This is a genomic window from Microbacterium sp. NPDC078814 (assembly GCF_040702645.1).
In the GTDB taxonomy this organism is placed as follows: domain Bacteria; phylum Actinomycetota; class Actinomycetes; order Actinomycetales; family Microbacteriaceae; genus Microbacterium.
In genome coordinates, this window is the sequence record NZ_JBFBLT010000002.1 from 43,233 (window position 1) to 65,150 (window position 21,918).

The window sequence follows — 21,918 nt, forward strand, 5'->3', positions numbered from 1 at the left end:
GGCGAGGCCGCGCACCCTGGGCGCATCCCGAGGCCCGCACAGGTTGGGAGTGACACGTGACCGCGAAGAAGAACGCCGACCCCGAGGACAGTCCGCTGGGAGTGCTCGACGACGCCGCGTCCGTCGACACCGCCGGCATCGGTATCCTCGGCGGGACCGCGCAGGTGCGGGTGACCCTGCCGGCGGAGGAGGACGACGACCTCGCTGACGACGGCGTGGTGGAGGGAGAGGTCGGCATCGATCTCGTCGTCGACGACCTCACCCTCCCCTCCGCGCCGACGCCCGTCCTCGACCCGCCGCGCATCCACGAGGTGATCGACGCGGTCGTGGTGGAGGAGCCGGTGCCGGCCGTGGTTGCCGCGCCGGAGCGGGCCGCAGAAGAGAAGGCGGCCGCCCTCTTCCTCGCGAAGGCCGATGCCGACCGTGCGGAGGTCCCGGCCGCGAAACCGGCGCGGGCCCCGCAGGTCCCCGTGCAGAAGGAGACCACGATGCCCGAAGCCGACGACACACCCGCCACCTCCGCGCCCGCACGTCCGGCGCCCCGGACGGATGTGACCCTCACCGCGAAGCGTCTGGGGGAGCTGGGGGAGTCCGCTCGCGAGTCCGCGGACCTCCTCACGACCGATCGCCTCCTCGACCCGCACCGGGTGGCCAAGCCCGAACCCGAGGGCGGGTGGAGTCACTTGCTCTACACGTTGTCCGGTCGGCGGCTGAACATCGGCGACGGGCGCCGTGCGCGCGAGCGCAAGGAGCTGACCGCGCGCATCGCGGCCCCGCTCGCCGGCGGCGCCCGCTTCGTGCCGGTGCTCTCCCGCAAGGGCGGGGTGGGCAAGACCACCGTCACGGCGCTCCTGGGCATGGCCCTCGCGGACGCGCGGGAGGACCGCGTCATCGCGGTGGATGCGAACCCCGATCGGGGAACTCTCGCCGACCGGGTGCAGCGCGCCGCGCACGGCAAGTCCGTGCGCGACCTCGTCCGCATCCGTGACGACGTGCGCGGCTACCACGACATCTCCGCGATCGTGGCTCGGGATGCGACGCGCCTCGACGTGCTCGCGTCGGACGCCGATCCCCGTGTCGCCGAAGCCTTCAGCGACAGCGACTACCGCGATGTCGCCGACGTCGCCGCGCACTACTACTCGCTCGTGCTCACCGACACCGGCACCGGGATCGTCCACTCGGTGATGTCGGCGACCCTCGATCTCGCCGACCAGATCGTCATCGTCTCCGGTCTCAGCGTCGACGAGGCACGGCTGGCCTCCGAGACGCTCACGTGGCTGGAGACCAACGGGTATGCGCAGCAGGCGCGCGACGCCATCGTGGTTCTCAATCAGTCGACCCCGGGCACGCCGCTCGTCCGCCTCGGAGAGCTGCAGGCGCACTTCGCGTCGCGGGCCCGCAGCGTCGTGCGCGTGCCGTACGACCCGCAGATCGCCGCGGGCGGGACGATCGTCTTCGCGAACCTCCTCCCCGAGACCCGGAAGGCGGCGCGGGAACTCGCCGCGCTCCTCGTCGAGGGCCTCCGGACGAAGGCCGCCTGATGACGGTTCGCGAGATCCGCATCTTCGGCGACCCGGTCCTGCGGACGGTGTGCGCGCCCATCGAGGAGATCGACGACGGCGTGCGCGCCCTGGTCGCCGATCTCCTGGAGACCGTCGAGCTTCCGGGGCGCGCCGGCGTGGCGGCCCCGCAGATCGGCGTCGCGCTCCGCGCCTTCAGCTACAACGTCGACGGCGAGATCGGGTACGTCCTCAACCCCGTGCTGACGGAGGTGCGCGGCGAGCCGGAGCCCACGGGGGAGGGCTGCCTCTCCGTCCCCGGACTCTGGCACGACGCCCAGCGCCATCCCTGGGCCCGCGTCGAGGGGATCGACCTCGACGGACAGCCCGTGGTGCTCGAGGGCGACGGCTTGCTCGCGCAGGCGCTCCAACACGAGACCGACCACCTCGACGGCACGCTCTTCCTCTCCCGGCTCGACCCGGAGACGCGGAAGGTCGCGATGCGCGAGGTGCGCGAGAGCTCCTGGTTCTAGCTGTCGACCCACCCCTTCTCGTACGAACCGGCCCCTTGCGCGCGAGCGCAAGGGGCCGGTTCGGTCAGAAGGGGGTGGGCCGACGAGGGGCGTCAGCCGCCGATCGCGACGTTGGTGGTGGCGACGGGCTCGTCGTAGATCGCGGAGATCTCGTCGGCGAAGTCGTTCATGATGATGTTCCGCTTGATCGACAGCTTCGGGGTGAGGTGGCCCGAGGCCTCCGTCCACTCCGAGTCGAGGATCGTGAACTTGCGGATGGACTCCGCACGCGACACCCGCTCGTTCGCCGCGTCGACCGCGCGCTGCACCTCGGCGCGGACCTGCGGGTTGGTCGAGGCCTCCGCCAGCGTCATCTTCTCGTCGAGACCGTTGTTCGCGAGCCACGTCGGCAGCATCTCGGGGTCGAGCGTGACGAGCGCCGAGATGAACGGACGCTGGTCGCCGACGACGACGACCTGCCCGACGATCGGGTTCGCGCGGATCGGGTCCTCCAGGGCCGCGGGGGCGACGTTCTTGCCGCCCGCCGTGACGATGATCTCCTTCTTGCGTCCGGTGATCGTGAGGAACCCGTCGGCGTCGAAGCTGCCGATGTCGCCGGTGTGGAACCAGCCGCCGTCGCTGAACGCCTCGGCGGTGGCCTCCGGGTTGTTCCAGTACTCCTTGAAGACGTTGATGCCGCGCACCTCGATCTCGCCGTCGTCGGCGAGACGCACCCCGACGCCGGGAAGGGCCGGACCGACCGTGCCGATCTTCGACTTCGAGGCGAGGTTCACGGTCGCGGGGGCGGTCGTCTCGGTCAGACCGTAGCCCTCGAGGATGACAACGCCGAGGCTGTGGAAGAAGTGACCGAGGCGGGCGCCCAGGGGAGCGGAGCCGGACACCGCGTAGACGACCTTGCCGCCCATGGCCTCGCGGAGCTTGGAGTAGACGAGCTTGTTGAACAGCGCGAACTTGAGCTTCGTCCCGAACGGGATCTTCTTGCCCTCCTCCAGCAGCCGGGAGTGCTCGATCGCGACGTCGGCGGCGGCGCGGAAGATCTTGCCCTTGCCGCCCGCCTCGGCCTTCTGCTCGGCGGAGTTGTAGACCTTCTCGAACACGCGGGGGACTGCGAGGAGGAAGGTCGGCTGGAACGAGCCGAGGGCCGGGAGCAGCTGGCGCGTGTCCGGCTGGTGACCGGTGCGCACCCCCGCGTGCACATTGAGGATGGAGATGAAGCGGGCGAAGACGTGTGCCGTCGTGATGAAGAGGAGGGTGGAGGACCCCGGCGTCTGCACGACCTCGTCGAGGGCCTTCGCGGAGTTGCGGGACAGCTCGACGAAGTTGCTGTGGGTGAGCACGCAGCCCTTCGGCCGCCCGGTGGACCCCGAGGTGTAGATGAGGGTGGCGATGTCGGAGCCGACGGCGAGGTTCCGGCGGCGCTGGATCTCCTCGTCCGAAACCGATGCCCCCTGGGCGGTGAGCGTGTCGATCGCGCCCAGGTGCAGCTGCCAGACCTCCCGGAGCAGCGGCAGGTCGCCGCGCACCTCGTCGACGCGGGCGAAGTGCTCCGGCGACTCGACCAGGAGGGCGATGGCGCCGGAGTCCTCGAGGATCCATTGGATCTGCGACGGCGAGCTCGTCTCGTAGATCGGCACCATCACCGCACCGGCGTAGAAGAGGGCGAAGTCGACGAGGCTCCACTCGTAGGTGGTGCGGGCGAGGAAGCCCACCTTCTCGCCGGGCTGGATGCCCGCGGCGGCGAAGCCCTTCGCGAGCGCGATCACCGCGGTCTCGAAGTCGGCGGCGGTGATGTCGCGCCATCCGTCGCCCTGCGGGACGGAGAACAGCGCCCGGTCGGGAGTCGCCTCGACGCGCTTCGCAAGCAGGTCGGCGACGTTCGCGTCGGGATCGGCGGGGACGATCGCGGGGACTTCAAACTGGACCACGGCAGCTCCTTCGGTACCGGTCGGGCACGGGCGTTGGTCCGAGTCTAGGGCATGGCACCGGGTCGCGGTCAGGGTGAAACTGAGTCGCTTTCCCGAGGTGGCGAGGGGGAACAGCGGGACGATCCGCGACACGGCGCTAGACTTCACCTCGATGTTCTACTGGCTGATGAAGTACGTCGTGATCGGCCCCGTGGTCAAGGCCGTGTTCCGCCCCTGGATCGTGGGGCGGAAGAACGTGCCCGCGACCGGAGCGGCGATCCTCGCCAGCAATCATCTCTCCTTCGCGGACTCGATCTTCCTCCCGCTCGTGATCGACCGGCCCATGTCGTTCCTCGCGAAGAGCGACTACTTCACCGGGCGGGGCCTCAAGGGGTGGTCTACCCGCTTCTTCATGAAGGCGACCGGGCAGCTCCCCATCGACCGCTCGGGCGGAAAGGCCTCGGAGGCATCGCTCAACACGGGTCTCCAGGTGCTCGGCGGGGGCGACCTCCTCGGCATCTATCCGGAGGGCACCCGCAGCCCTGACGGCAAGCTCTACCGCGGCCGCACCGGCATCGCCCGGATGGCACTCGAAGCCAAGGTCCCCGTGATCCCGGTCATCATGGTCGACACCGACACGGCCATGCCCATCGGCCGGCGGATCCCGCGCGTCATGCGGGTCGGGATCGTCATCGGCGAGCCCCTCGACTTCTCCCGGTACGCCGGGATGGAGAACGACCGCTACATCCTCCGCTCGGTCACGGACGAGATCATGGTGGCGCTCCAGCGGCTCGGTCAGCAGGAGTACGAGGACGTCTACGCATCGACCGTCAAGGACCGCCTCCCGAGCCGCGTCACATAGGCTCCAGGGCGCGTCTCGGCGGTGTCGCCGCCCACTAGGCTGGACGCATGCTCCCGCACCACATCGAAGCCCTTGATGCCTGGCGCTCGCTTCCCATCAAGCAGCAGCCGCAGTGGCCAGACGCCGACCGCGTCGCCGACGTCTCCCGGCAGATCTCGAGCCTTCCGCCGCTGGTCTTCGCCGGTGAGGTCGACAACCTCCGCGACCGTCTCGCCCGGGCCGCCTCGGGGCAGGCCTTCCTACTGCAGGGCGGCGACTGCGCCGAGACGTTCGCCGGCGCGACCGCCGAGCAGATCCGCAACCGCATCAAGACGGTGCTGCAGATGGCCGTGGTGCTCACGTACGGCGCCTCGATGCCGGTCGTCAAGATGGGACGCATGGCCGGGCAGTTCGCCAAGCCGCGCTCCAGCGACACGGAGACCCGCGGCGAGGTCACGCTCCCGGCGTACCGCGGCGACATCGTCAACGGCTACGACTTCACCGAGGGCTCGCGTCAGGCCGACCCCGGTCGTCTGCTGCAGGGCTACCACACCGCGGCGTCGACGCTGAACCTCATCCGGGCGTTCACGCAGGGTGGATTCGCCGACCTCCGCGAGGTGCACTCCTGGAACAAGGGCTTCGCCCAGAACCCCGCCAACCAGCGCTACGAGCGCATGGCCGCGGAGATCGACCGGGCGATCAAGTTCATGGAGGCCGCCGGCGCCGACTTCGACGAGCTCAAGCGCGTCGAGTTCTTCACCGGGCACGAGGGCCTGCTCATGGACTACGAGCGCCCGATGACGCGCATCGACTCCCGGACGGACACCCCGTACAACACCTCGGCCCACTTCCTGTGGATCGGGGAGCGCACGCGCGAGCTCGACGGCGCGCACGTCGACTACTTCTCCAAGATCCGGAACCCGATCGGCGTGAAGCTGGGTCCCACCACGACGCCGGAGACGGCGCTGGCGCTCATCGACAAGCTCGACCCGGAGCGCGAGCCCGGACGCCTGACCTTCATCACGCGCATGGGCGCCGGACGCATCCGCGACGCGCTGCCCCCGCTGCTGGAGGCCGTCCGGGAATCCGGCGCGCAGCCGCTGTGGGTCACCGACCCCATGCACGGCAACGGCATCACCACGCCGACCGGCTACAAGACGCGGCGCTTCGACGACGTCGTCGACGAGGTCCGCGGCTTCTTCGAGGCGCACCGTGCGGTGGGCACGTTCCCCGGCGGCATCCACGTCGAGCTCACGGGAGACGACGTCACCGAGTGCCTGGGCGGGTCTGAGCAGATCGACGAGGCCGCGCTCGCGACCCGCTACGAGAGCCTGTGCGACCCGCGCCTGAACCACATGCAGTCGCTGGAGCTGGCGTTCCTCGTGGCCGAGGAGCTTGAGAAGCGCTGATCCGCGAGGCGGATGCACGAAGGGGCCGGAACGATGTTCCGGCCCCTTCGTCGTCTCGGTCTCAGCCGGCGAAGCCCATGGTGAGCGTGATGCTCGTGCCCTTGCGCTGCGGTTCGGACGGGCTGTACGACTCCACCCGCGTGTTCTCGTTCGCGAGGAGGTCCCAGACGGAGTCGGGGAGTCCGGTGCTGCTCGTGTAGCTCCACGTGAAGCCGGCGTCACGCAGGGCGGCGGTGGCCTCGTTGCGCGTCATGCCCGACACATCGGGGACGTCGAAGAGCGGCGGCCCCTGCGAGATGATGAGCTGGATGGTCTCGCCCGGTCGCCAGGCTCCCTCCTCGGCGCGGTCCGCGTACCCGATGACGCGGTCCTTGCCGATGGAGTCGCTCGGGCGGTAGATGCTCTCCTCGGCGACCTTGAGTCCCTTGCCGGTCAGCGCCTCGGTGGCCTGAGCGACGGTCATGTCCGTGACGTCGGGCACGGCGCCGCGGGAGACCTGCATGGTCGCGGTGTCCTTCTCATGCACCGTGCAGCCCTCTTCGCAGCCGAAGACGTCTCCGCCGTCCCGAGGCGTGATGCGCACGTTGATCACCGAGCCGTTCGCCGCGTCCGTGAAGAACTCCTCGTCGTCGGTGATCTCCAGGTTCGCCGCCTCCAGCGCCGCGCGGACGTCGTCGGCCGCCTGCCCGGCGACGGCGGCGAGCTCGTGCGAGGCCGGGCCGGCGGAGACGACGACGGCGACCGTGGTGCCCTTGTCGACCCTGGCGCCGGTACCGGGATCGGTCTCGATGACGATGCCCTTGTCGACGTCGACGGAGAACTCGTCGCGCTGCGTCGGTTCGAAGCCTGCCTCCGTGAGGTCGGCCGCCGCCTCGTCGTACGTCTGTCCCGCGACGTCGGGGACCGCGATGAGCGAACCGGGGCCGGAGCCGAACCACCAGCCCACGCCGCCGGCGAGGACCGCCAGCAGGAGCACGAGGGACAGCAGGAAGGTGCCGCGGGCGCGGCGCTTCGAGGCCCGCCGACGGAGGATGGTGGCGTTGTCGATCCCCGGGGAGGTCGCTGTCGCCGGCTCCGGGAGCACCATCGTGCCCGGCATGACCTTGGTGAGGTCGCCGGAGTCCGCCTGGTCGCGGGCGGAGCCGGTCGTTCGGGTCACCGCGGGGGCGACGCCGATCTCGCGCTCGATCTCGCGCAGGCGCTCCAGCATCTGCTGTGCGTCGTCGGGCCGCTCGTCCGGCGACTTCTCCGTCGCCCAGAGCACGAGCTCGTCGAGCTGCTCCGGGACCGCGGGGTTGCGCACACTGGGGCGGGGGACCGACTCGGTGGCGTGCTGGAAGGCGATCTGCATCGGCTGCTCGCCCTTGTAGGGCTGCTCGCCGACGAGCATCTCGTAGAGCATGATGCCGAGCGCGTAGATGTCGCTGCGGGCGTCGGCCGTGCCGCGCGTGACGAGCTCGGGGGCGAGGTACGCGATCGTCCCGAGCAGTTGCTGACCGGTCGCGGTGTTCGCCGTGGTGGCCCTGGCGAGACCGAAGTCGCCGATCTTGATGCGGCCGTCCTCCGCGAGCAGCACGTTCTCCGGCTTGACGTCGCGGTGGACGATCCCGGCGCGGTGCGCCGCGGACAGTCCGGCGAGGACGGCGTCCATGATCGTGATCGTCTGGGCGACGGTCAGGCGCTTCTGCTCGCGGAGGAGTTCGCGCAGGGTGATGCCCGGCAGATACTCCATGACGAGGTAGGCGAGTTCGCCGTCCTGCCCCTGGTCGAAGACGTTGACGACGTGCGGGTCGGCCAGACGGGCGGCCGCGCGGGCCTCCTGGATGAACCTGCTCTGGAACGCCGAGTCGTCGCTGAGGTGCGCGTGCATCACCTTCAGGGCGATGCGGCGCTCGAGGCGCAGGTCGGTGGCGACGTAGACGGTGGCCATCCCGCCGCGGGCGATCCGCGCGCGGACGCGGTAGCGACCGTCGACAAGCCGCCCGATGAGGGGGTCGGCCTGATGGTTGGTCGTCACGACAGAAGTCTATGGACGATTGGCTGAAAGCCCCGGGAACGCCTCACCCCTCGACGCATCCGGATTTCCGGAATCGTCACCCGTGCTGGGCGAGCCACGCGTACGCCTGCGTCTCCCACTGCCCGTAGCGCTCGGGGTAGGCGGAGATCTGCACGGCCTGCGCCGCGTCGGTGAAGGACAGCGACTCCCACCCGGGGATGTCGAACAGACCGCGGGTGACGTCGCCGTTGGGATCGCCGGTTCCGCCGTAGAAGACCCGCGTGCTCCGTTCCGCATCCATGATCTGCTCCGGCGTGCCCCAGCCCGTGCTGGGGCGCTGCTGGAACAGGCCGAGCGAATCGCGGTCTCCCCAGTCGAGGTTCCGCAGACCCGACTCCACCATTCCCGTCGCGAGCGCGGTGGCGATCGCGCGGTCGGAGGCGCCCAGCTCACGGCCGATGCGGATGATGAGGGAGGCATTGGCCACCTGCTCCGCATTCAGGGCGGCGGTGCGCTGGCCGCTCGGGGCGGCGGCGGGCGTCGGCGCCGGAGCACCCTGGACGGCGAGCTTCTGACCGGGATAGATGATCGACGAGGCTTCGAGGCCGTTCCAGGCGAAGAGGGACTGCGTCGTGGTGCCGTACTTCTGCGCGATCGAGAACAGCGTCTCACCGGCGGCCACGGTGTGCGTGGCGGCGGCCGGTGCGGGGGCGGGCGTCGACGGCGCTGCGGCCGGCGCGGCCGCGGGGGCGGCGGGTGCACCCGCGGAGACGACGAGCTTCTGGCCCGGGTAGATGATCGCACCCTGGGGCAGGCCGTTCGCGGCGAGGACGGCGCTCACCGAGGTCCCGTACGTCCGGGCGATGGCGAACACCGTGTCGCCGGCCGCGACGACGTGCGTCTTCGCCGCGGCAGGGGCGGGCGTCGCGGCCGGGGCCGGAGCCGCCGCAGGTGCCCGCAGGGAGAGAGTCTGCCCGGGGTAGATCACGGAGCGCATCGAGAGCCCGTTCCAGCTGAGGACGTCGGCGGTCCGGAGCCCGTACCGACCGGCGATGCCGGCGACCGTGTCGCCCGGCTGCACGACGTGCCCCGGCGGCACGTTCTGCGTGGGGACGACGCGCGTCGGAGCGACGCGCTGGCGTTCGTGCGGTGCGAGCGGTGGTGCGGGTGCGGCGGCGGGTGTCGCCGTCAGGGTGGCGGCGAGAGCGCCGGCCACGGCTGTCTGCAGGATCACGTCGGGCCCCCTTTTCGAGCACTTCACGCTGACACGGATGTATAGAGATGTCAACAGAAGTGACGGGTGTGACGAATGGGACGGAAGTGACGAACATGCGACCGGGCCGTGGAGGTGAGATAGTGGCACCGTGTCTGAGAACGTCGCTGCAACCCCTGATTCCGCGCTCGAGTGGCTGACCATGCCCGACCTCGTCGAGGTCCTCGGCGAGCCGTTGGGTCGCGTGCGACGCCTGATCGACGAGCACTACCTCGTCGGCTCGCGCCGCAGCGGTGTCTTCGCGGTCCCCTCCGTGTTCATCGTGGACGGACAGCCGCTGAGCTCGCTGCGCGGAACGATCATCGTGCTGCAGGACGCCGGGTTCTCCGACGACGAGCTCATCGACTGGCTGCTCGCCGAGGACGAGACCCTCGGGCGTTCGCCGATCGCCTCTCTCCTCGCGGGGCACAAGAGCGAGGTGCGCCGGCTCGCGCGCACGCTCGCCTGAGCCTGCTCAGGAGGAGCGCACGGTGGCGGCCCTGGCGAGGTCGCGCAGCTCGCCGACCGCTGCGTCGTCGAGGCGCGCGCCGGTCAGTGCGCGGTCGGCGTCCCTGGCGTAGTCGGCGATCATCGTCTCGACGCGGTCCAGAGCCCCGGTCCCGGCGATCGTCTCCTGCAGGAAGGAGACTTGGGACGCCGACAGGTCGGGATCGCCGAGCATCTCGTCGAGCACCCGGCGGGCGGAGGTGTCCAGGCGCTCCCTGGTGAAGGCGATGAGCACGGTCCGCTTGCCCTCCCGCAGGTCGTCGCCCGCGGGCTTCCCGGTGACGGCGGCGTCGCCGAACACGCCGAGCACATCGTCGCGCAGCTGGAAAGCGAGACCGAGCGGATGTCCGAAGCGGCGCAGCGCCCGCGTCTGCTCGGCATCGGCGCCGGCCAGGCTCGCTCCGAGGACCAGCGGCTGCTCGATGCTGTAGCGCGCCGATTTCAGCGAGGCGACGCGGAGCGCCCGCTCGGCGTGCTCGCGGTCGTCGCTCACGCTCCACGCCGACTCCTCGGCGATGTCGAGGAACTGCCCGGTCGTGACGTCGCGACGCATCCGGGCATACTCCGCCCGCACGGTCCTCGCCTCGGCGTGCCCGTCGAGCGCCGACTCCAGGAGGTCGTCGCTCCAGGCCACGAGGAGATCGCCGAGCAGGACGGATCCGGCGCGCCCGAAGGCGGCGGCGTCGCCCCACCATCCGGCGGCGCGGTGCGAGGACTCGAGTGCGCGGTGGGCGGCGGGGCGTCCTCGACGGGTGTCCGAGTTGTCGATCAGGTCGTCATGGACGAGAGCGGCGGACTGGAAGATCTCGAGGGCGGCGCAGGCGTCCCACAGGTGGTCGTCCTCGACCGCGCGACGATCGCGGAACCGGGCGACCGCACGCCACCCGGCGTGACAGAACCGGGCGCGCAGGCGCTTGCCGCCGGAGAGGGTGTCCGCCGCCGCGGCGAGGAAGGCGGCGGCGTCCTCGCCGTACTCGGCCGACTCGGCTCGCATGCGGTCGAGGAAGAGGTCCAGTCGCGCGGCTACGGCCTCAGCGACGGAGGGGGAGGGGGACGGCACGACTCCCAGCATACGTAAAGGATGTGAGGCGGGAACCGCTAGCCCCGGACGCTGCTCGCGCGTAGACTGGAGGGCACGATACCCGAGGGGGATGAGATGCCACTCTCCGAACAGGAGCAACGTCTGCTCGACGAGATGGAACGCCATCTCCTGCACAATGACGCCGACGTCGTGAGCGCGCCGTCGGGTGATCGCACGCTGAGCTATCGCAACCTCGTCTACGGGGCCCTCCTCCTGCTCGCCGGCATCGGCGGACTGGTCGTGGGTGTCATCCTCGGCGACGTCTGGGGCATCGTGGTCGGCGTCATCGGATTCGCGGCCATGCTCGGCGGAGTGATGCTGGCCGTCACCCCGGTCCGGCGCAGCGGTCCGGCAGAGACCCGCACGCGCACCGCCCCGAAGCGGCAGGACTCCTCCTCCTTCATGGATCGCATGAACGACCGGTGGGATCGGCGCCAGGACGGTTACTGAGCCCCCTCCCTTCTCCTCCACCACGAAGCCCGGATGCTGAGCATCCGGGCTTTTTCGTGTCTTCGGTCCGTTGACGCCGTCTGACTCCTCCACTGGCCCTCCACTGGCCCTCCACCTTGCTCCACCGCGGAATCTCGCGGGTCGTGAGCGTGCGGGTTGCGAACCGCGGCGCGATACGCGGGATTCATCGTAGGAATGTGGAGGAAAGTGGAGTAAAGTGGGGCGCACCTCGAGTTGGCCGGACGGAGAGGGGGTGATGGCCGATGCTGCTGGGCACGCACTCACCGAAGCTGGACGACAAGGGACGGGTCATCCTTCCCGCGAAGTTCCGCGAGGACCTGGGCGGCGGCATCGTCGTCACCCGGGGTCAGGAGCGGTGCCTCTACGTCTTCAGCACGGCCGAGTTCGAGGCGATGCACGAGCGGATCCGTCAGGCCCCGCTCGCCAACAAGCAGGCGCGTGACTTCATGCGCATGTTCCTCTCCGGTGCCAGTGCGGAGATGCCCGACAGCCAGAACCGCATCACCATCCCCGCCCACCTGCGTCAGTACGCGGGTCTTCAGAAGGAGCTCATCGTGACCGGAGTCGGCGCCCACGCCGAGATCTGGGATGCGGAGAGCTGGAACGCCTACCTCGCCGCCGGCGAGGAGTCCTACGCCGAGCTGGAGCAGGAGGTGATTCCCGGACTGTTCTGACCACGGCTGTGATGCCCCGCCGCTCCCGCCCCGACACACTTCCCCGGTGCCGGGTCGAGAAGCGGAGGGGGATCAGAGCCGAAGGTCGGACCCGAGAGAGATCATGAACCTCCGCGACATCCACACCCCCGTCCTGCTCGACCGCTGCGTCGAGCTCCTCGCGCCGGCCCTCCGGGAGGACGGCGCCGTGCTCGTCGATGCCACCCTCGGCATGGGCGGGCACTCTGAGGCGCTGCTCGAGCGCTTCCCCGGCATCCGCCTGATCGGCCTGGACCGCGACACTGACGCGCTGAAGATCGCGGGGGAGCGGCTCGCCCGGTTCCGCGACCGCGTCACGCTCGTCCACACGGTCTACGACGAGATCGGTCTGCACGCCCAGGGCGCCGCCGGGATACTCTTCGACCTCGGCGTCTCGTCGCTGCAGCTGGACGAGGCCGAACGCGGCTTCGCGTACTCCAAGGACGCTCCGCTCGACATGCGGATGGACCAGACGAAGGGCATCACCGCCGCCGACGTCATCGCGACGTACAGCGAGGGGAATCTGCGCCGCATCTTCGAGCGGTACGGCGAGGAGAAGCTCGCCGCACGGTACGCCCGCTTCATCATCGACGCCCGCCAGAAGCAGCCGATCACCCGCTCCGGGGAGCTCGTGGACATCCTCGTGGCGGCGACGCCCGCCGCGGCACAGCGTGCGGGGCACCCCGCGAAGCGCGTGTTCCAGGCGCTGCGCATCGAGGTCAACGCGGAGCTGAACGTGCTCGCGGACGCCATCCCCTCCGCGATGGACGCTCTCGCCGTCGGCGGTCGCATCGTCGTGATGTCGTACCAGTCCCTCGAGGACCGGCTGGTGAAGCAGGCCTTCGCCGCCGCGTCCTCCTCGACGGCGCCCGCCGGTCTCCCTGTCGAGCTGCCGGAGCACGCCCCCCGATTCCGCATCCTGACCAAGGGGGCGGAACTCGCCGACGACGAAGAACGCGCACGCAACCCGCGTGCGATACCGGTGCGCCTGCGCGCCGCCGAGAAGGTGCGGGAGAGCGCATGAGCATGAACGCAGTCCGCAAGCCGACCCTGCCGCTGCAGCCAGTCGTCCCGGAGAAGACCCCGGAGCGCCGCCTCCAGCCCGTGACGGCACCGGCGCGGCGGCGGAAGCCGAAGCTCGCCTACGCGCTCGTGGCCCTCGGCGGAGCCCTCGCGATCGGTGCCGCGCAGGTCGGACTCTCCCTGGCCATCACGCAGGACTCGTTCACCCTCGCCGGGCTGACCTCCCAGCAGCGCGAGCTCGATCTCCGCACGGATGCACTGAAGGAGGAGCTCACGGGTCTGAGCTCTCCGCAGGTGCTCGCCGGCAATGCGGCCGACCTCGGCATGGTCGTCGCGGGAGCGCCCTCGTATCTGCGTCTCAGCGACGGCGCGGTCTTCGGCGCCGGTGCCGGCGCGGAGGGGATCTCGACGGTCGACCCCCACGGACCGGCGGCCGTCGGCAACGTCCTCGTCACCGAGGAGACGCCCGCGGCGGAGCAGACCGCGGAGGAGTCCACAGGCGGCACTCCGCCCGCGACGGATCTGCCGCCCGCCCTCACCGACGGCCTCCCCAGCCCCACGACCCACTGACCATCCCGATCGACGGAGAGATCCCATGACGACACGAGCCACGCGCGGACCGCGGCGACGCACCGTCGTCGCACTGGCGGTCATCCTCTCGGTGCTGGTGGCGTTCGTCGTCCGCCTCATCGACATCCAGGTCGTGAGCGCCGACGAGCACGTCAGCCAATCCCTCGAGCACATCGGGGACGGGTCGACGATCCCCGGACAGCGCGGCTCCATCGTCGACGCGGAGGGCACCGTCCTCGCGTCGAGCGTCATGGTGTACGACGCCCAGCTCAGCCCGCAGGTGATCCGACTCACGGAGGAGAAGGACCCGGCGCTGCCGTGGGCCGAGGCCTCCGAGAAGATCGCCGAGATCACGGGCGTGCCGGGCGACGAGATCCGCAAGCGGGTCTCGGACGCCCTGGCCGAGAACCCGAACAGCCAGTACGCGCCCTTGAAGACCGGGTTGAACACCGAGCAGTACATCGCGCTCCGCGACCTCGGCCTCGGGTCCTACCTGGCGCTGAAGCCGCGCGAGACGCGGGTCTATCCGAACGGCGCGGTCGCCGGCAACGTGCTGGGCTTCCTCGACAACACGGGCGAGGCCAAAGCCGGTGTGGAGCAGCTCGAGGAGTCGTGCCTCGCGCCCGTGGACGGTGAGAAGACGTACCGCAAGGGCAAGGACGGGGTCGTGATCCCGGGCAGCGAGTCCGTCACCGACGCCGTGAACGGCGGCACCGTGCAGCTCACGATCAACAGCGACCTCCAGTGGTACCTCCAGCAGATGGTCGGCGAGGAGGCCCAGAAGCAGGGCGCGAAGGGCGGGACCGTGACGGTGGTCGAGGTGGGCACCGGCAAGATCCGCGCCGCCGCCGAGTGGCCCGCCATGGACCCCAACGACCTGGACTCCTCGACGCCGGAGACGCGTTACAGTCAGATCTTCCACCGCGACTTCGAGCCGGGCTCGACGTTCAAGGCGATCACGGCGGCGGCGGCGATGGAGGGTGCCGGCCTCACTCCGCTCAGCACCGTCACGGCCTCGTCGCGGGAGACCTTCCCCAACGGCGCCGTGGTCAACGACGCGTTCAGCCACCCCGCGTACAACTACACGCTGGCCGGCGGACTCATCGACTCGTCCAACACGGCGCTGTCGAAGTTCGGCACGATGGTCGCCCCCGAGGTCCGCTACGACTACCTGCAGCGATTCGGCGTCGGTCAGAAGACGCTGGACTTCCCCTCCGAGGTGGGGGGCATCCTCCACCCGGTGAGCGACTGGGACAGCCAGTCGCTCTACACGACGACGTTCGGCCAGTACTTCACCGTGACGGCTCCTCAGCTCGCCGGCGCGTACCAGGCCATCGCCAACGGCGGGGAGAAGATCGACCTGACGATGGTCGAGTCCTGCACCGCACCCGACGGGACGGTCACGGAGACCCCGAAGCCGAAGCACGAGCAGATCGTGAAGGAGCAGACCGCGGCCGATCTGACGCGCATGCTCGAGAACGTGGCCGTGCAGGGCGGGAACGCCGATCGCATCCAGGTGCCCGGCTATCGCGTGACCAGCAAGACCGGTACCGCACAGGTCTCCGACGGCAAGGGCGGCTACAAGGCGGGCGTCTACTACACCAGCATGGTGGGCTTCGCTCCCGTCGACGACCCCCAGTACGTCGTCGTGGTGACCCTCGACGAGCCGACTAAGGTTGTATCGTCCGCGGCCACCGCTTCCGCCTTCCAGAAGGCGATGACGCAGGTGATGAAGACCTATCGCGTGATGCCGTCCTCTGTCCCGATGGACGCGCTCCTCCCCAAGTTCGGATAGCCGGCGAGAGCCGCGCATGGAGATGACATGATCGCCCTGACGCTCGCTGAGATCGCCGCCGCCGTCGGTGGTGAGCTGCGCGTGGCCGGAGCGCACACGCCGGAGACGGTGGTCGACGGCATCGTCGACACCGATTCCCGAACCATGGAGGCCGGGTCGATCTTCGTCGCCAAGCCCGGAGCCGAGACGGACGGACACCGCTTCGTCGGCGCCGCCGTCGAAGCCGGCGCGGTGCTGGCGATCGTCGAGCGCCCGGTCGACGTCGCGGTTTCACAGATCGTCGTCTCGGATGCCGTCGCCGCGCTCGGCGACCTCGCCCGCGAGGTCGTGGCGCGCGTACGCGCTGGCGGGAACCTGCGCATCGTCGGCATCACCGGCTCCAACGGCAAGACGACGACGAAGAACTTCCTCGCCCGCATCCTCGAGGACGAGGGCGAGACCGTCGCTCCGGTGAAGTCTTTCAACAACGAGGTCGGCGCCCCGGTGACGATGCTCCGCGTCACGCACGACACCCGCTTCCTCGTGAGCGAGTTCGGCGCCGCCGCGCCGGGCAGCATCGCGCGGCTCGCCGGCCTCGTCGAGCCCGACCTCGTCGTCGTGCTCATGGTCGGGATGGCGCACGCCGGGGGCTTCGGCGGCATCGAGGCCACCGCGAAGGCCAAGTCCGAGCTCGTCGCCGCGGCCCGCGTGCCCGGCACGGCCGTGCTCAACGCCGACGACGCCCGGGTGTGGGCGATGCGCGAGCTCGCGGAGAGCCGCGGCCTCCGGGTCGTCGGCTTCGGCCAGTCCGCCGCGGCCGCCGTGCACGCGCGCGACATCGAGGTCTCGGCCTCCGGCACGCAGTGCGTGATCGAGGTCTCGGGGGAGCGGCTGCCGCTGCGGCTGCGCGTCCTCGGGGCCCACCACGTCACGAACGCCCTCGCCGCGATCAGTGCCGCCGTAGAGCTCGGTGTGGCCCCTGCCGACGCCGTCGCCCGCTTGGAGACCGTCGAGATCGCCGAACGCTGGCGCATGCAGCCCCTGGGCAACGACCGCGTCCGCATCATCAACGACGCCTACAACGCCAGCCCCGACTCGATGGCAGCCGCCCTGCGGACCCTCGCCCAGATCACCGGCCCCGACGAGCGCACCGTCGCCGTCCTCGGCGCGATGAGCGAGCTCGGCGAGAGCGCGGGGGAGGAGCACGACCGCATCGGCCTCCTCGCGGTGCGCCTCAACATCCGGCGCATCGTCGTCGTCGGCCCGGAGGCCCGTCGGCTCTACCTCGCCGCCGTCGGCGAGGGATCGTGGGACAGCGAGGCCGTGCATCTGCCGGACCAGGACGCCGCGTTCGAGTACCTCCGCACCGAGCTGCGCGACGGCGACCGGGTCCTCGTGAAGTCGTCCAACTCCGTGGGCCTCCGGCATCTCGGCGATCGTCTGGGAGAATTGTTCTCGTGAGGTCCCTCATCATGGCGGCGGCCATCTCGCTCGCCTTCACTCTCTTCCTGACTCCCGTCTTCCTCCGGCTCTTCCGGAAGTGGGGCTGGGGGCAGGTCATCCGCACCCCGGAAGCCGCCGGCAACCCGAGCCACGAGGCCAAGCGCGGCACGCCCACGATGGGCGGGGTCATCTTCATCCTCGGCTCGATCGTCGGCTACTTCACCGGCGTCCTCGTCAGCGGCGAGACCCCGGCGCTGTCCGCGATCCTCGTCATCTGGCTCATGGTGGGATTCGGCGTGGTCGGGTTCATCGACGACTACATGAAGGTGCGCAGCCAGCGCAGCCTCGGGCTGTCCGGATGGCGGAAGGTGATCGGGCAGCTCATCGTCGTGATCCCGTTCGGGATCGTGGCGCTGAACTTCCCGAACAAGTGGGGGCAGACGCCGGCCAGTGCGTCCATCTCCCTCTTCCGCGACATCACCTGGCTGAACCTCTTCGCGTTCGGCGTCATCCTCGGCTGGATCCTGTACCTCGCCTGGATCTCGATCATCGGGGTCGCGACCTCCAACAGCGTCAACCTCACCGACGGCCTCGACGGCCTCGCCGCCGGTGCCGGCGTGATCGTCGTCGGTGCGTACAGCCTCATCGCCTTCTGGCAGTTCAAGCAGCCCTGCATCGGCGGAGACCCCGGTTCCCTCGGCGGCTGCTACGAGGTGCGCGACCCGTTCAACCTCGCCATCATCTCGGCCTCGTTCGCCGCCAGCCTCATCGGCTTCCTGTGGTGGAACGCCCCGAAGGCCAAGGTGTTCATGGGAGATGTGGGTTCGATGGCCATCGGCGGCGTCATCACCGCGATGGCGGTCATGACCCGCACCGAGCTGCTGCTCCTCATCATCGCCGGTGTCTTCGTGCTCGCCTCCGGATCCGTGATCCTGCAGCGCGCCTACTTCAAGATCACCCGCGGCAAGCGGCTCTTCCTCATGAGCCCGTTCCACCACCACCTCGAGATGCGGGGATGGTCGGAGGTCACCATCGTGGTGCGCATGTGGATCATCGCGGGTCTGCTCGCCGTCTCCGCCGTCGGTCTCTTCTACGTCGAATGGCTGACCCGTGTCGGCTGAGCGCCTGGCCGGGCTGACGAGCTGGCACGCCGACTGGCGTGGCCTGCGCGTCGCCGTCCTCGGCCTCTCCATGACCGGCTTCTCCGTCGCCGACACCCTCGCCGAGCTCGGTGCCGACGTCCTCGTGCTCAGCGCGTCGGCGGAGGAGGAGTACGCCCGTCTGCTCCCCGTCATCGGCGCCCGGCTGGAGCTCGGTCCGCTGGACGCGGTGCCCGAGGCGCTGACGGCGTTCGCGCCCGAGGTCGTCATCGCCTCCCCGGGTTTCGCTCCGTCGCACCCCGTCATCCGCTGGGTCCAGGACGAGGGCATCGCGCTCTGGGGCGACGTCGAGCTCGCCTGGCGCGTGCGTGACAAGGTCCTCCGCGCGGACGGCACGCCGGCCGACTGGGTGCTCATCACCGGCACCAACGGCAAGACGACCACGACCCAGCTCACGGCGACGCTGCTCGTCGCCGGCGGACTGCGCGCCGCACCCTGCGGCAACATCGGCGTCCCCGTGCTCGACGCGGTCCGGGATCCGGCCGGCTTCGACGTGCTCGTCGTCGAACTCTCCAGCCACCAGCTCTGGTATCTCGGCCTGTCGCGCCCGGAGGGGGAGCTCTTCCCGTACGCCGCGGTCTGCCTCAACCTCGCCGACGATCATCTCGTCTGGCACGGCAGCGCCCAGGCGTACCGGGACGCGAAGGCCCTGGTCTATCGGAACACCCGCGTCGCCTGCGTCTACAACAAGGCCGACGAGGCCACCCGGCGGATGGTCGAGGAAGCCGAGGTCGTCGAGGGTGCTCGTGCCATCGGCTTCGACCTGGGCATCCCCGGCCCGAGCGACCTCGGCGTCGTGGAGGGGCTGCTCGTCGATCGGGCCTTCCTCGACGACCGGGCCCGCAGTGCCCTGGAGCTGACGACGGTCGCCGACCTGGAGGCGGCAGGCCTGTCGGCCCCGCACATCGTGCAGAACATCCTCGCCGCCAGTGCTCTCGCCCGGTCCCTCGGAATCGAGCCCGAGGCGATCCACGGGGCGCTGCAGAGCTTCCGGCTGGACGCGCACCGCATCGAGGTGGTCGCGCGGCATGCCGGCATCACCTGGATCGACGACTCCAAGGCGACGAACCCGCACGCCGCCGCCTCCTCGCTGCGCGCGTACCCGGGCGCGGTATGGGTCGTGGGCGGCGATCTCAAGGGCGTCGACATCGCCGATCTCGTCGCGGACGCCGGCTCGACCGCGCGCGCAGCGGTGGTCATCGGAGTGGACCGCACGGCCGTCGTCGCGGCATTCGAGCGACACGCGCCGACGGTGCCGGTCTTCGAGGTCGATGCTGGCGACACTGGACAGGTCATGAACCGCGTCGTGGAGATCGCGGCGGGGATCGTCGACGGGGAGGGCACCGTGCTCCTCGCTCCCGCCGCCGCATCCTTCGACCAGTTCTCCAGCTACGCGGATCGCGGCCACCGCTTCGCCGAAGCGGTGCAGGAATGGATCGATCGGGGGAGCACCGATGACGCAGGTGGCTCGCCCTCCGCGGTCTGAGTCGGGCGGGCTCGCGGCCCGGGTCTCGCTCGGGCGCCGGTTCACGCCGGTCTCGACCGAGTTCTTGCTGATCGCGTCGACCGCCCTGCTCCTCACGATCTTCGGCCTCGTCATGGTGCTGTCCGCGACGAGCGCCACCGCCGTGGCCAACGCGCAGAACCCGTTGGACGGCGCCCTCCGGCAGGGTGTGTTCGCCCTGCTCGGCATCCCGATGATGTTCCTCATCAGCCGCTTCCCCGTGGACTTCCTCAAGCGCATGGCCTGGCCGGCGCTGTTCGGCGCAGTGGCCCTCCAGCTCCTGGTGTTCACGCCGCTCGGCATCGCCGACGGCGGAAACCGGAACTGGATCCAGGTGGCGGGCTTCCAGATGCAGCCGTCCGAGTTCCTCAAGCTGGCGCTCGCCCTGTGGATCGCCGCGGTGCTGCTGCGCAAGCAGACCATGCTCGGCACCTGGCACCACGTCTTCATCCCCGTCGTGCCGGTCGGCGCGCTGGCGATCGGCACCGTGCTCGCGGGCAAGGACCTCGGCACCGCGATGGTGATGGTCCTCATCCTCCTCGGCTGCCTCTTCTTCTCCGGCGTGAAGCTGCGGCTGTTCATCATCCCGATGATCCTGGGCGTGGTCGCGGTGCTGGCCTACGCGCTCTCCAGCGAGGACCGCATGCGCCGCATCACCGCCACCTGCGACGACATGGCGCTGTACTACACGGACTGCTACCAGTCGATCCACGGCATCTGGGGCATGGCCTCCGGCGGTGTCTTCGGCCTCGGTCTCGGCAATTCCCAGGAGAAGTACGGGTGGCTGCCCGCCGCCGGCAACGACTTCATCTTCGCGATCGTCGGCGAGGAGCTGGGGCTGATCGGCTGCATCGTCGTGCTCGCCCTCTTCACGTTCTTCACCGTGGGCGCGTTCCACGTGATCCGCAAGACCTCGGACCCCTTCATCCGCGTCGCGGCCGGGGGGATCACGGTCTGGATCGTCGGCCAGGCGGTCCTGAACATCGGCGTCGTCATCGGGGTCTTCCCCGTCATGGGCGTGCCGCTTCCCTTCATGTCCCAGGGAGGGACGGCGCTCTTCGCGGTGCTCATCGCCTGCGGTGTGCTGCTGGCCTTCGCGCGGACCATCCCGGTCGCCGAGAAGCAGTCAGCCGAGCGGGGTAGGGTCGCGAGGTGACTTCGTACCTCCTCGCCGGCGGTGGCACCGCCGGCCATGTCAATCCGCTGCTCGCCGTCGCCGACGCGCTCCGCGAGCGCGACCCCGACGCGACGGTCCTCGTGCTCGGCACGGCCGAAGGCCTGGAGTCCCGCCTCGTCCCCGAGCGCGGCTACGAGCTGCTCATCGTCGACAAGGTGCCGTTCCCGCGGCGGCCGAACGCGCAGGCCGCCGCGTTCCCCGCGCGATTCCGTCGGGCGATCGCGCAGGTGCGCGCGCACATCCGGCAGCGCGGCATCGACGTCGTCGTCGGCTTCGGCGGCTACGCCTCCGCACCCGCCTACGTCGCCGCGCGTCGCGAGCGCGTGCCCTTCGTCGTCCACGAGGCCAACGCGAAGCCCGGGCTGGCGAACGTGCTCGGTGCCCGTGCGGCCGCGGGCGTGGGCGTCGCGTTCGCCGGGACGCCCCTCCGCGGAAGCGAGGTGGTCGGCATGCCGCTGCGGCGCGAGGTCATCACGCTCGACCGGGTGGCACGGCGCGCCGAGGCCGCGGAGTACTTCGGGCTCGACCCCGATCGCCCCGTGCTGCTCGTCTTCGGCGGCTCGCTCGGAGCGCAGCGCTTGAACGACGCTCTGGCGGATTCCTGGCGCGACATCCTCGCCGCCGGCTGGCAACTGCTGCACGTGACGGGGGAGCGCAGCGACCTTCCCGATCCGGGCGTCGCCGGCTATGCCCTCCGGCGGTACGTCGACCGCATGGATCTGGCGTTCGCCCTGGCCGACCTCATCGTGTCGCGCTCGGGGTCGGCGACGGTCAGCGAGATCAGCGCGCTCGGCATCCCCGCGCTGTACGTGCCGTACTCGGTGGGCAACGGGGAGCAGCGTCTGAACGCCGGGTCGGCCGTGGCCGCCGGTGCCGCGCAGCTCCTCGACGACGCGACCTTCGACGGCGACGCCGTCCGGCGTATCGTCGTGCCGCTGCTCGGCGATCCCGACCGCATCCGGAGGATGGCGGAGGCCGCGGAGACCGCGGGCACCCGCACCGGGACCGAGAACGTCGTGGCGATGATCGATCGTGCCCTCGGTGCGGCGTGACGCCGCCGACCGGACGCGAACGAAAAGTAG

General features: G+C 70.3%; 19 protein-coding genes. 15 read left to right on the top strand and 4 right to left on the bottom strand.

Going from position 1 to position 21,918, the window contains the following annotated elements; genetic code table 11:
• Positions 1-56 precede the first annotated feature (56 nt).
• Positions 57-1,541 (top strand): MinD/ParA family protein, encoded by a 1,485-nt coding sequence (locus AB0300_RS03425; RefSeq protein WP_366215472.1) that lies wholly within the window; start codon positions 57-59, stop codon positions 1,539-1,541.
• Positions 1,541-2,032, top strand: coding sequence for a peptide deformylase (def, locus tag AB0300_RS03430; protein WP_085607896.1), 492 nt, complete (start codon positions 1,541-1,543; stop codon positions 2,030-2,032). The genes AB0300_RS03425 and def overlap by 1 nt, the downstream gene beginning before the upstream one ends.
• 92 nt (positions 2,033-2,124) lie before the next feature.
• On the opposite strand, the gene AB0300_RS03435 is transcribed toward def, so the two are convergent.
• A complete protein-coding gene (locus AB0300_RS03435; protein ID WP_025105101.1) occupies positions 2,125-3,957 on the bottom strand; it encodes a long-chain fatty acid--CoA ligase in 1,833 nt (610 codons plus the stop codon).
• Positions 3,958-4,108: 151 nt separating this feature from the next.
• Here AB0300_RS03435 and AB0300_RS03440 point away from each other — a divergent pair, with 151 nt between their 5' ends.
• Positions 4,109-4,798, top strand: coding sequence for a lysophospholipid acyltransferase family protein (locus AB0300_RS03440; RefSeq protein WP_029989867.1), 690 nt, complete (start codon positions 4,109-4,111; stop codon positions 4,796-4,798).
• Between the two features lie 47 nt (positions 4,799-4,845).
• A complete protein-coding gene (locus AB0300_RS03445; RefSeq protein WP_029989865.1) occupies positions 4,846-6,186 on the top strand; it encodes a class II 3-deoxy-7-phosphoheptulonate synthase in 1,341 nt (446 codons plus the stop codon).
• Positions 6,187-6,247: 61 nt separating this feature from the next.
• Here the strand turns inward: AB0300_RS03445 and pknB are convergent, their stop codons facing one another.
• Positions 6,248-8,203 (bottom strand): Stk1 family PASTA domain-containing Ser/Thr kinase, encoded by a 1,956-nt coding sequence (gene pknB, locus AB0300_RS03450; RefSeq protein WP_366215473.1) that lies wholly within the window; start codon positions 8,201-8,203, stop codon positions 6,248-6,250.
• Positions 8,204-8,279: 76 nt separating this feature from the next.
• On the bottom strand, positions 8,280-9,416 hold the full coding sequence (locus tag AB0300_RS03455) for a LysM peptidoglycan-binding domain-containing protein (RefSeq protein ID WP_366215474.1): 1,137 nt from the start codon (positions 9,414-9,416) through the stop codon (positions 8,280-8,282).
• Positions 9,417-9,546: 130 nt separating this feature from the next.
• On the opposite strand from AB0300_RS03455, the gene AB0300_RS03460 reads away from it, so the two are divergent.
• Positions 9,547-9,903, top strand: a complete 357-nt coding sequence (locus AB0300_RS03460) for an Rv2175c family DNA-binding protein (RefSeq protein ID WP_025105098.1) — start codon at positions 9,547-9,549, stop codon at positions 9,901-9,903.
• A gap of 6 nt (positions 9,904-9,909) precedes the next feature.
• Here the strand turns inward: AB0300_RS03460 and AB0300_RS03465 are convergent, their stop codons facing one another.
• Positions 9,910-11,013, bottom strand: a complete 1,104-nt coding sequence (locus AB0300_RS03465) for a polyprenyl synthetase family protein (protein ID WP_062766903.1) — start codon at positions 11,011-11,013, stop codon at positions 9,910-9,912.
• Between the two features lie 84 nt (positions 11,014-11,097).
• Between AB0300_RS03465 and AB0300_RS03470 the strand changes: the two genes are divergently transcribed.
• From AB0300_RS03470 to AB0300_RS03515, 10 genes are all read left to right on the top strand, one after another.
• Positions 11,098-11,472, top strand: a complete 375-nt coding sequence (locus tag AB0300_RS03470) for a DUF3040 domain-containing protein (protein WP_062766900.1) — start codon at positions 11,098-11,100, stop codon at positions 11,470-11,472.
• Between the two features lie 263 nt (positions 11,473-11,735).
• The gene (mraZ, locus tag AB0300_RS03475) at positions 11,736-12,167 is read left to right on the top strand and encodes a division/cell wall cluster transcriptional repressor MraZ (protein WP_025105095.1); all 432 of its coding nucleotides are present in this window, start codon (positions 11,736-11,738) and stop codon (positions 12,165-12,167) included.
• A 103-nt stretch (positions 12,168-12,270) separates the two neighbouring features.
• Positions 12,271-13,209: a 16S rRNA (cytosine(1402)-N(4))-methyltransferase RsmH gene (gene rsmH, locus AB0300_RS03480; protein ID WP_062766897.1), complete on the top strand. Its 939-nt coding sequence runs from the start codon at positions 12,271-12,273 to the stop codon at positions 13,207-13,209.
• Positions 13,206-13,778: a hypothetical protein gene (locus AB0300_RS03485; RefSeq protein ID WP_025105093.1), complete on the top strand. Its 573-nt coding sequence runs from the start codon at positions 13,206-13,208 to the stop codon at positions 13,776-13,778. The genes rsmH and AB0300_RS03485 overlap by 4 nt, the downstream gene beginning before the upstream one ends.
• A 25-nt stretch (positions 13,779-13,803) precedes the next feature.
• Positions 13,804-15,573 (top strand): penicillin-binding protein 2, encoded by a 1,770-nt coding sequence (locus tag AB0300_RS03490; protein WP_025105092.1) that lies wholly within the window; start codon positions 13,804-13,806, stop codon positions 15,571-15,573.
• Between the two features lie 27 nt (positions 15,574-15,600).
• Complete coding sequence (gene murF, locus AB0300_RS03495; protein WP_366215475.1) at positions 15,601-17,013, top strand: UDP-N-acetylmuramoyl-tripeptide--D-alanyl-D-alanine ligase; 1,413 nt, start codon at positions 15,601-15,603, stop codon at positions 17,011-17,013.
• Positions 17,010-18,116, top strand: a complete 1,107-nt coding sequence (mraY, locus tag AB0300_RS03500) for a phospho-N-acetylmuramoyl-pentapeptide-transferase (RefSeq protein ID WP_025105090.1) — start codon at positions 17,010-17,012, stop codon at positions 18,114-18,116. The genes murF and mraY overlap by 4 nt, the downstream gene beginning before the upstream one ends.
• Positions 18,106-19,641 (top strand): UDP-N-acetylmuramoyl-L-alanine--D-glutamate ligase, encoded by a 1,536-nt coding sequence (gene murD, locus AB0300_RS03505; protein WP_366215476.1) that lies wholly within the window; start codon positions 18,106-18,108, stop codon positions 19,639-19,641. Before mraY ends, murD begins: the two co-directional genes overlap by 11 nt.
• Complete coding sequence (ftsW, locus tag AB0300_RS03510) at positions 19,610-20,815, top strand: putative lipid II flippase FtsW (protein ID WP_062633985.1); 1,206 nt, start codon at positions 19,610-19,612, stop codon at positions 20,813-20,815. The genes murD and ftsW overlap by 32 nt, the downstream gene beginning before the upstream one ends.
• Positions 20,812-21,888 (top strand): UDP-N-acetylglucosamine--N-acetylmuramyl-(pentapeptide) pyrophosphoryl-undecaprenol N-acetylglucosamine transferase, encoded by a 1,077-nt coding sequence (locus tag AB0300_RS03515; RefSeq protein WP_366215477.1) that lies wholly within the window; start codon positions 20,812-20,814, stop codon positions 21,886-21,888. Before ftsW ends, AB0300_RS03515 begins: the two co-directional genes overlap by 4 nt.
• Positions 21,889-21,918: the final 30 nt, after the last annotated feature.

Bases quoted from the DNA above. Each gene is read 5' to 3' on its own strand.
- def (WP_085607896.1), top strand. From the start codon at position 1,541: ATGACGGTTCGCGAGATCCGCATCTTCGGCGACCCGGTCCTGCGGACG.
- AB0300_RS03440 (WP_029989867.1), top strand. From the start codon at position 4,109: ATGTTCTACTGGCTGATGAAGTACGTCGTGATCGGCCCCGTGGTCAAG.
- AB0300_RS03445 (WP_029989865.1), top strand. From the start codon at position 4,846: ATGCTCCCGCACCACATCGAAGCCCTTGATGCCTGGCGCTCGCTTCCC.
- AB0300_RS03465 (WP_062766903.1), bottom strand. From the start codon at position 11,013: ATGCTGGGAGTCGTGCCGTCCCCCTCCCCCTCCGTCGCTGAGGCCGTA.
- AB0300_RS03470 (WP_062766900.1), top strand. From the start codon at position 11,098: ATGCCACTCTCCGAACAGGAGCAACGTCTGCTCGACGAGATGGAACGC.
- mraZ (WP_025105095.1), top strand. From the start codon at position 11,736: ATGCTGCTGGGCACGCACTCACCGAAGCTGGACGACAAGGGACGGGTC.
- rsmH (WP_062766897.1), top strand. From the start codon at position 12,271: ATGAACCTCCGCGACATCCACACCCCCGTCCTGCTCGACCGCTGCGTC.
- AB0300_RS03485 (WP_025105093.1), top strand. From the start codon at position 13,206: ATGAGCATGAACGCAGTCCGCAAGCCGACCCTGCCGCTGCAGCCAGTC.
- AB0300_RS03490 (WP_025105092.1), top strand. From the start codon at position 13,804: ATGACGACACGAGCCACGCGCGGACCGCGGCGACGCACCGTCGTCGCA.
- murF (WP_366215475.1), top strand. From the start codon at position 15,601: ATGATCGCCCTGACGCTCGCTGAGATCGCCGCCGCCGTCGGTGGTGAG.
- ftsW (WP_062633985.1), top strand. From the start codon at position 19,610: ATGACGCAGGTGGCTCGCCCTCCGCGGTCTGAGTCGGGCGGGCTCGCG.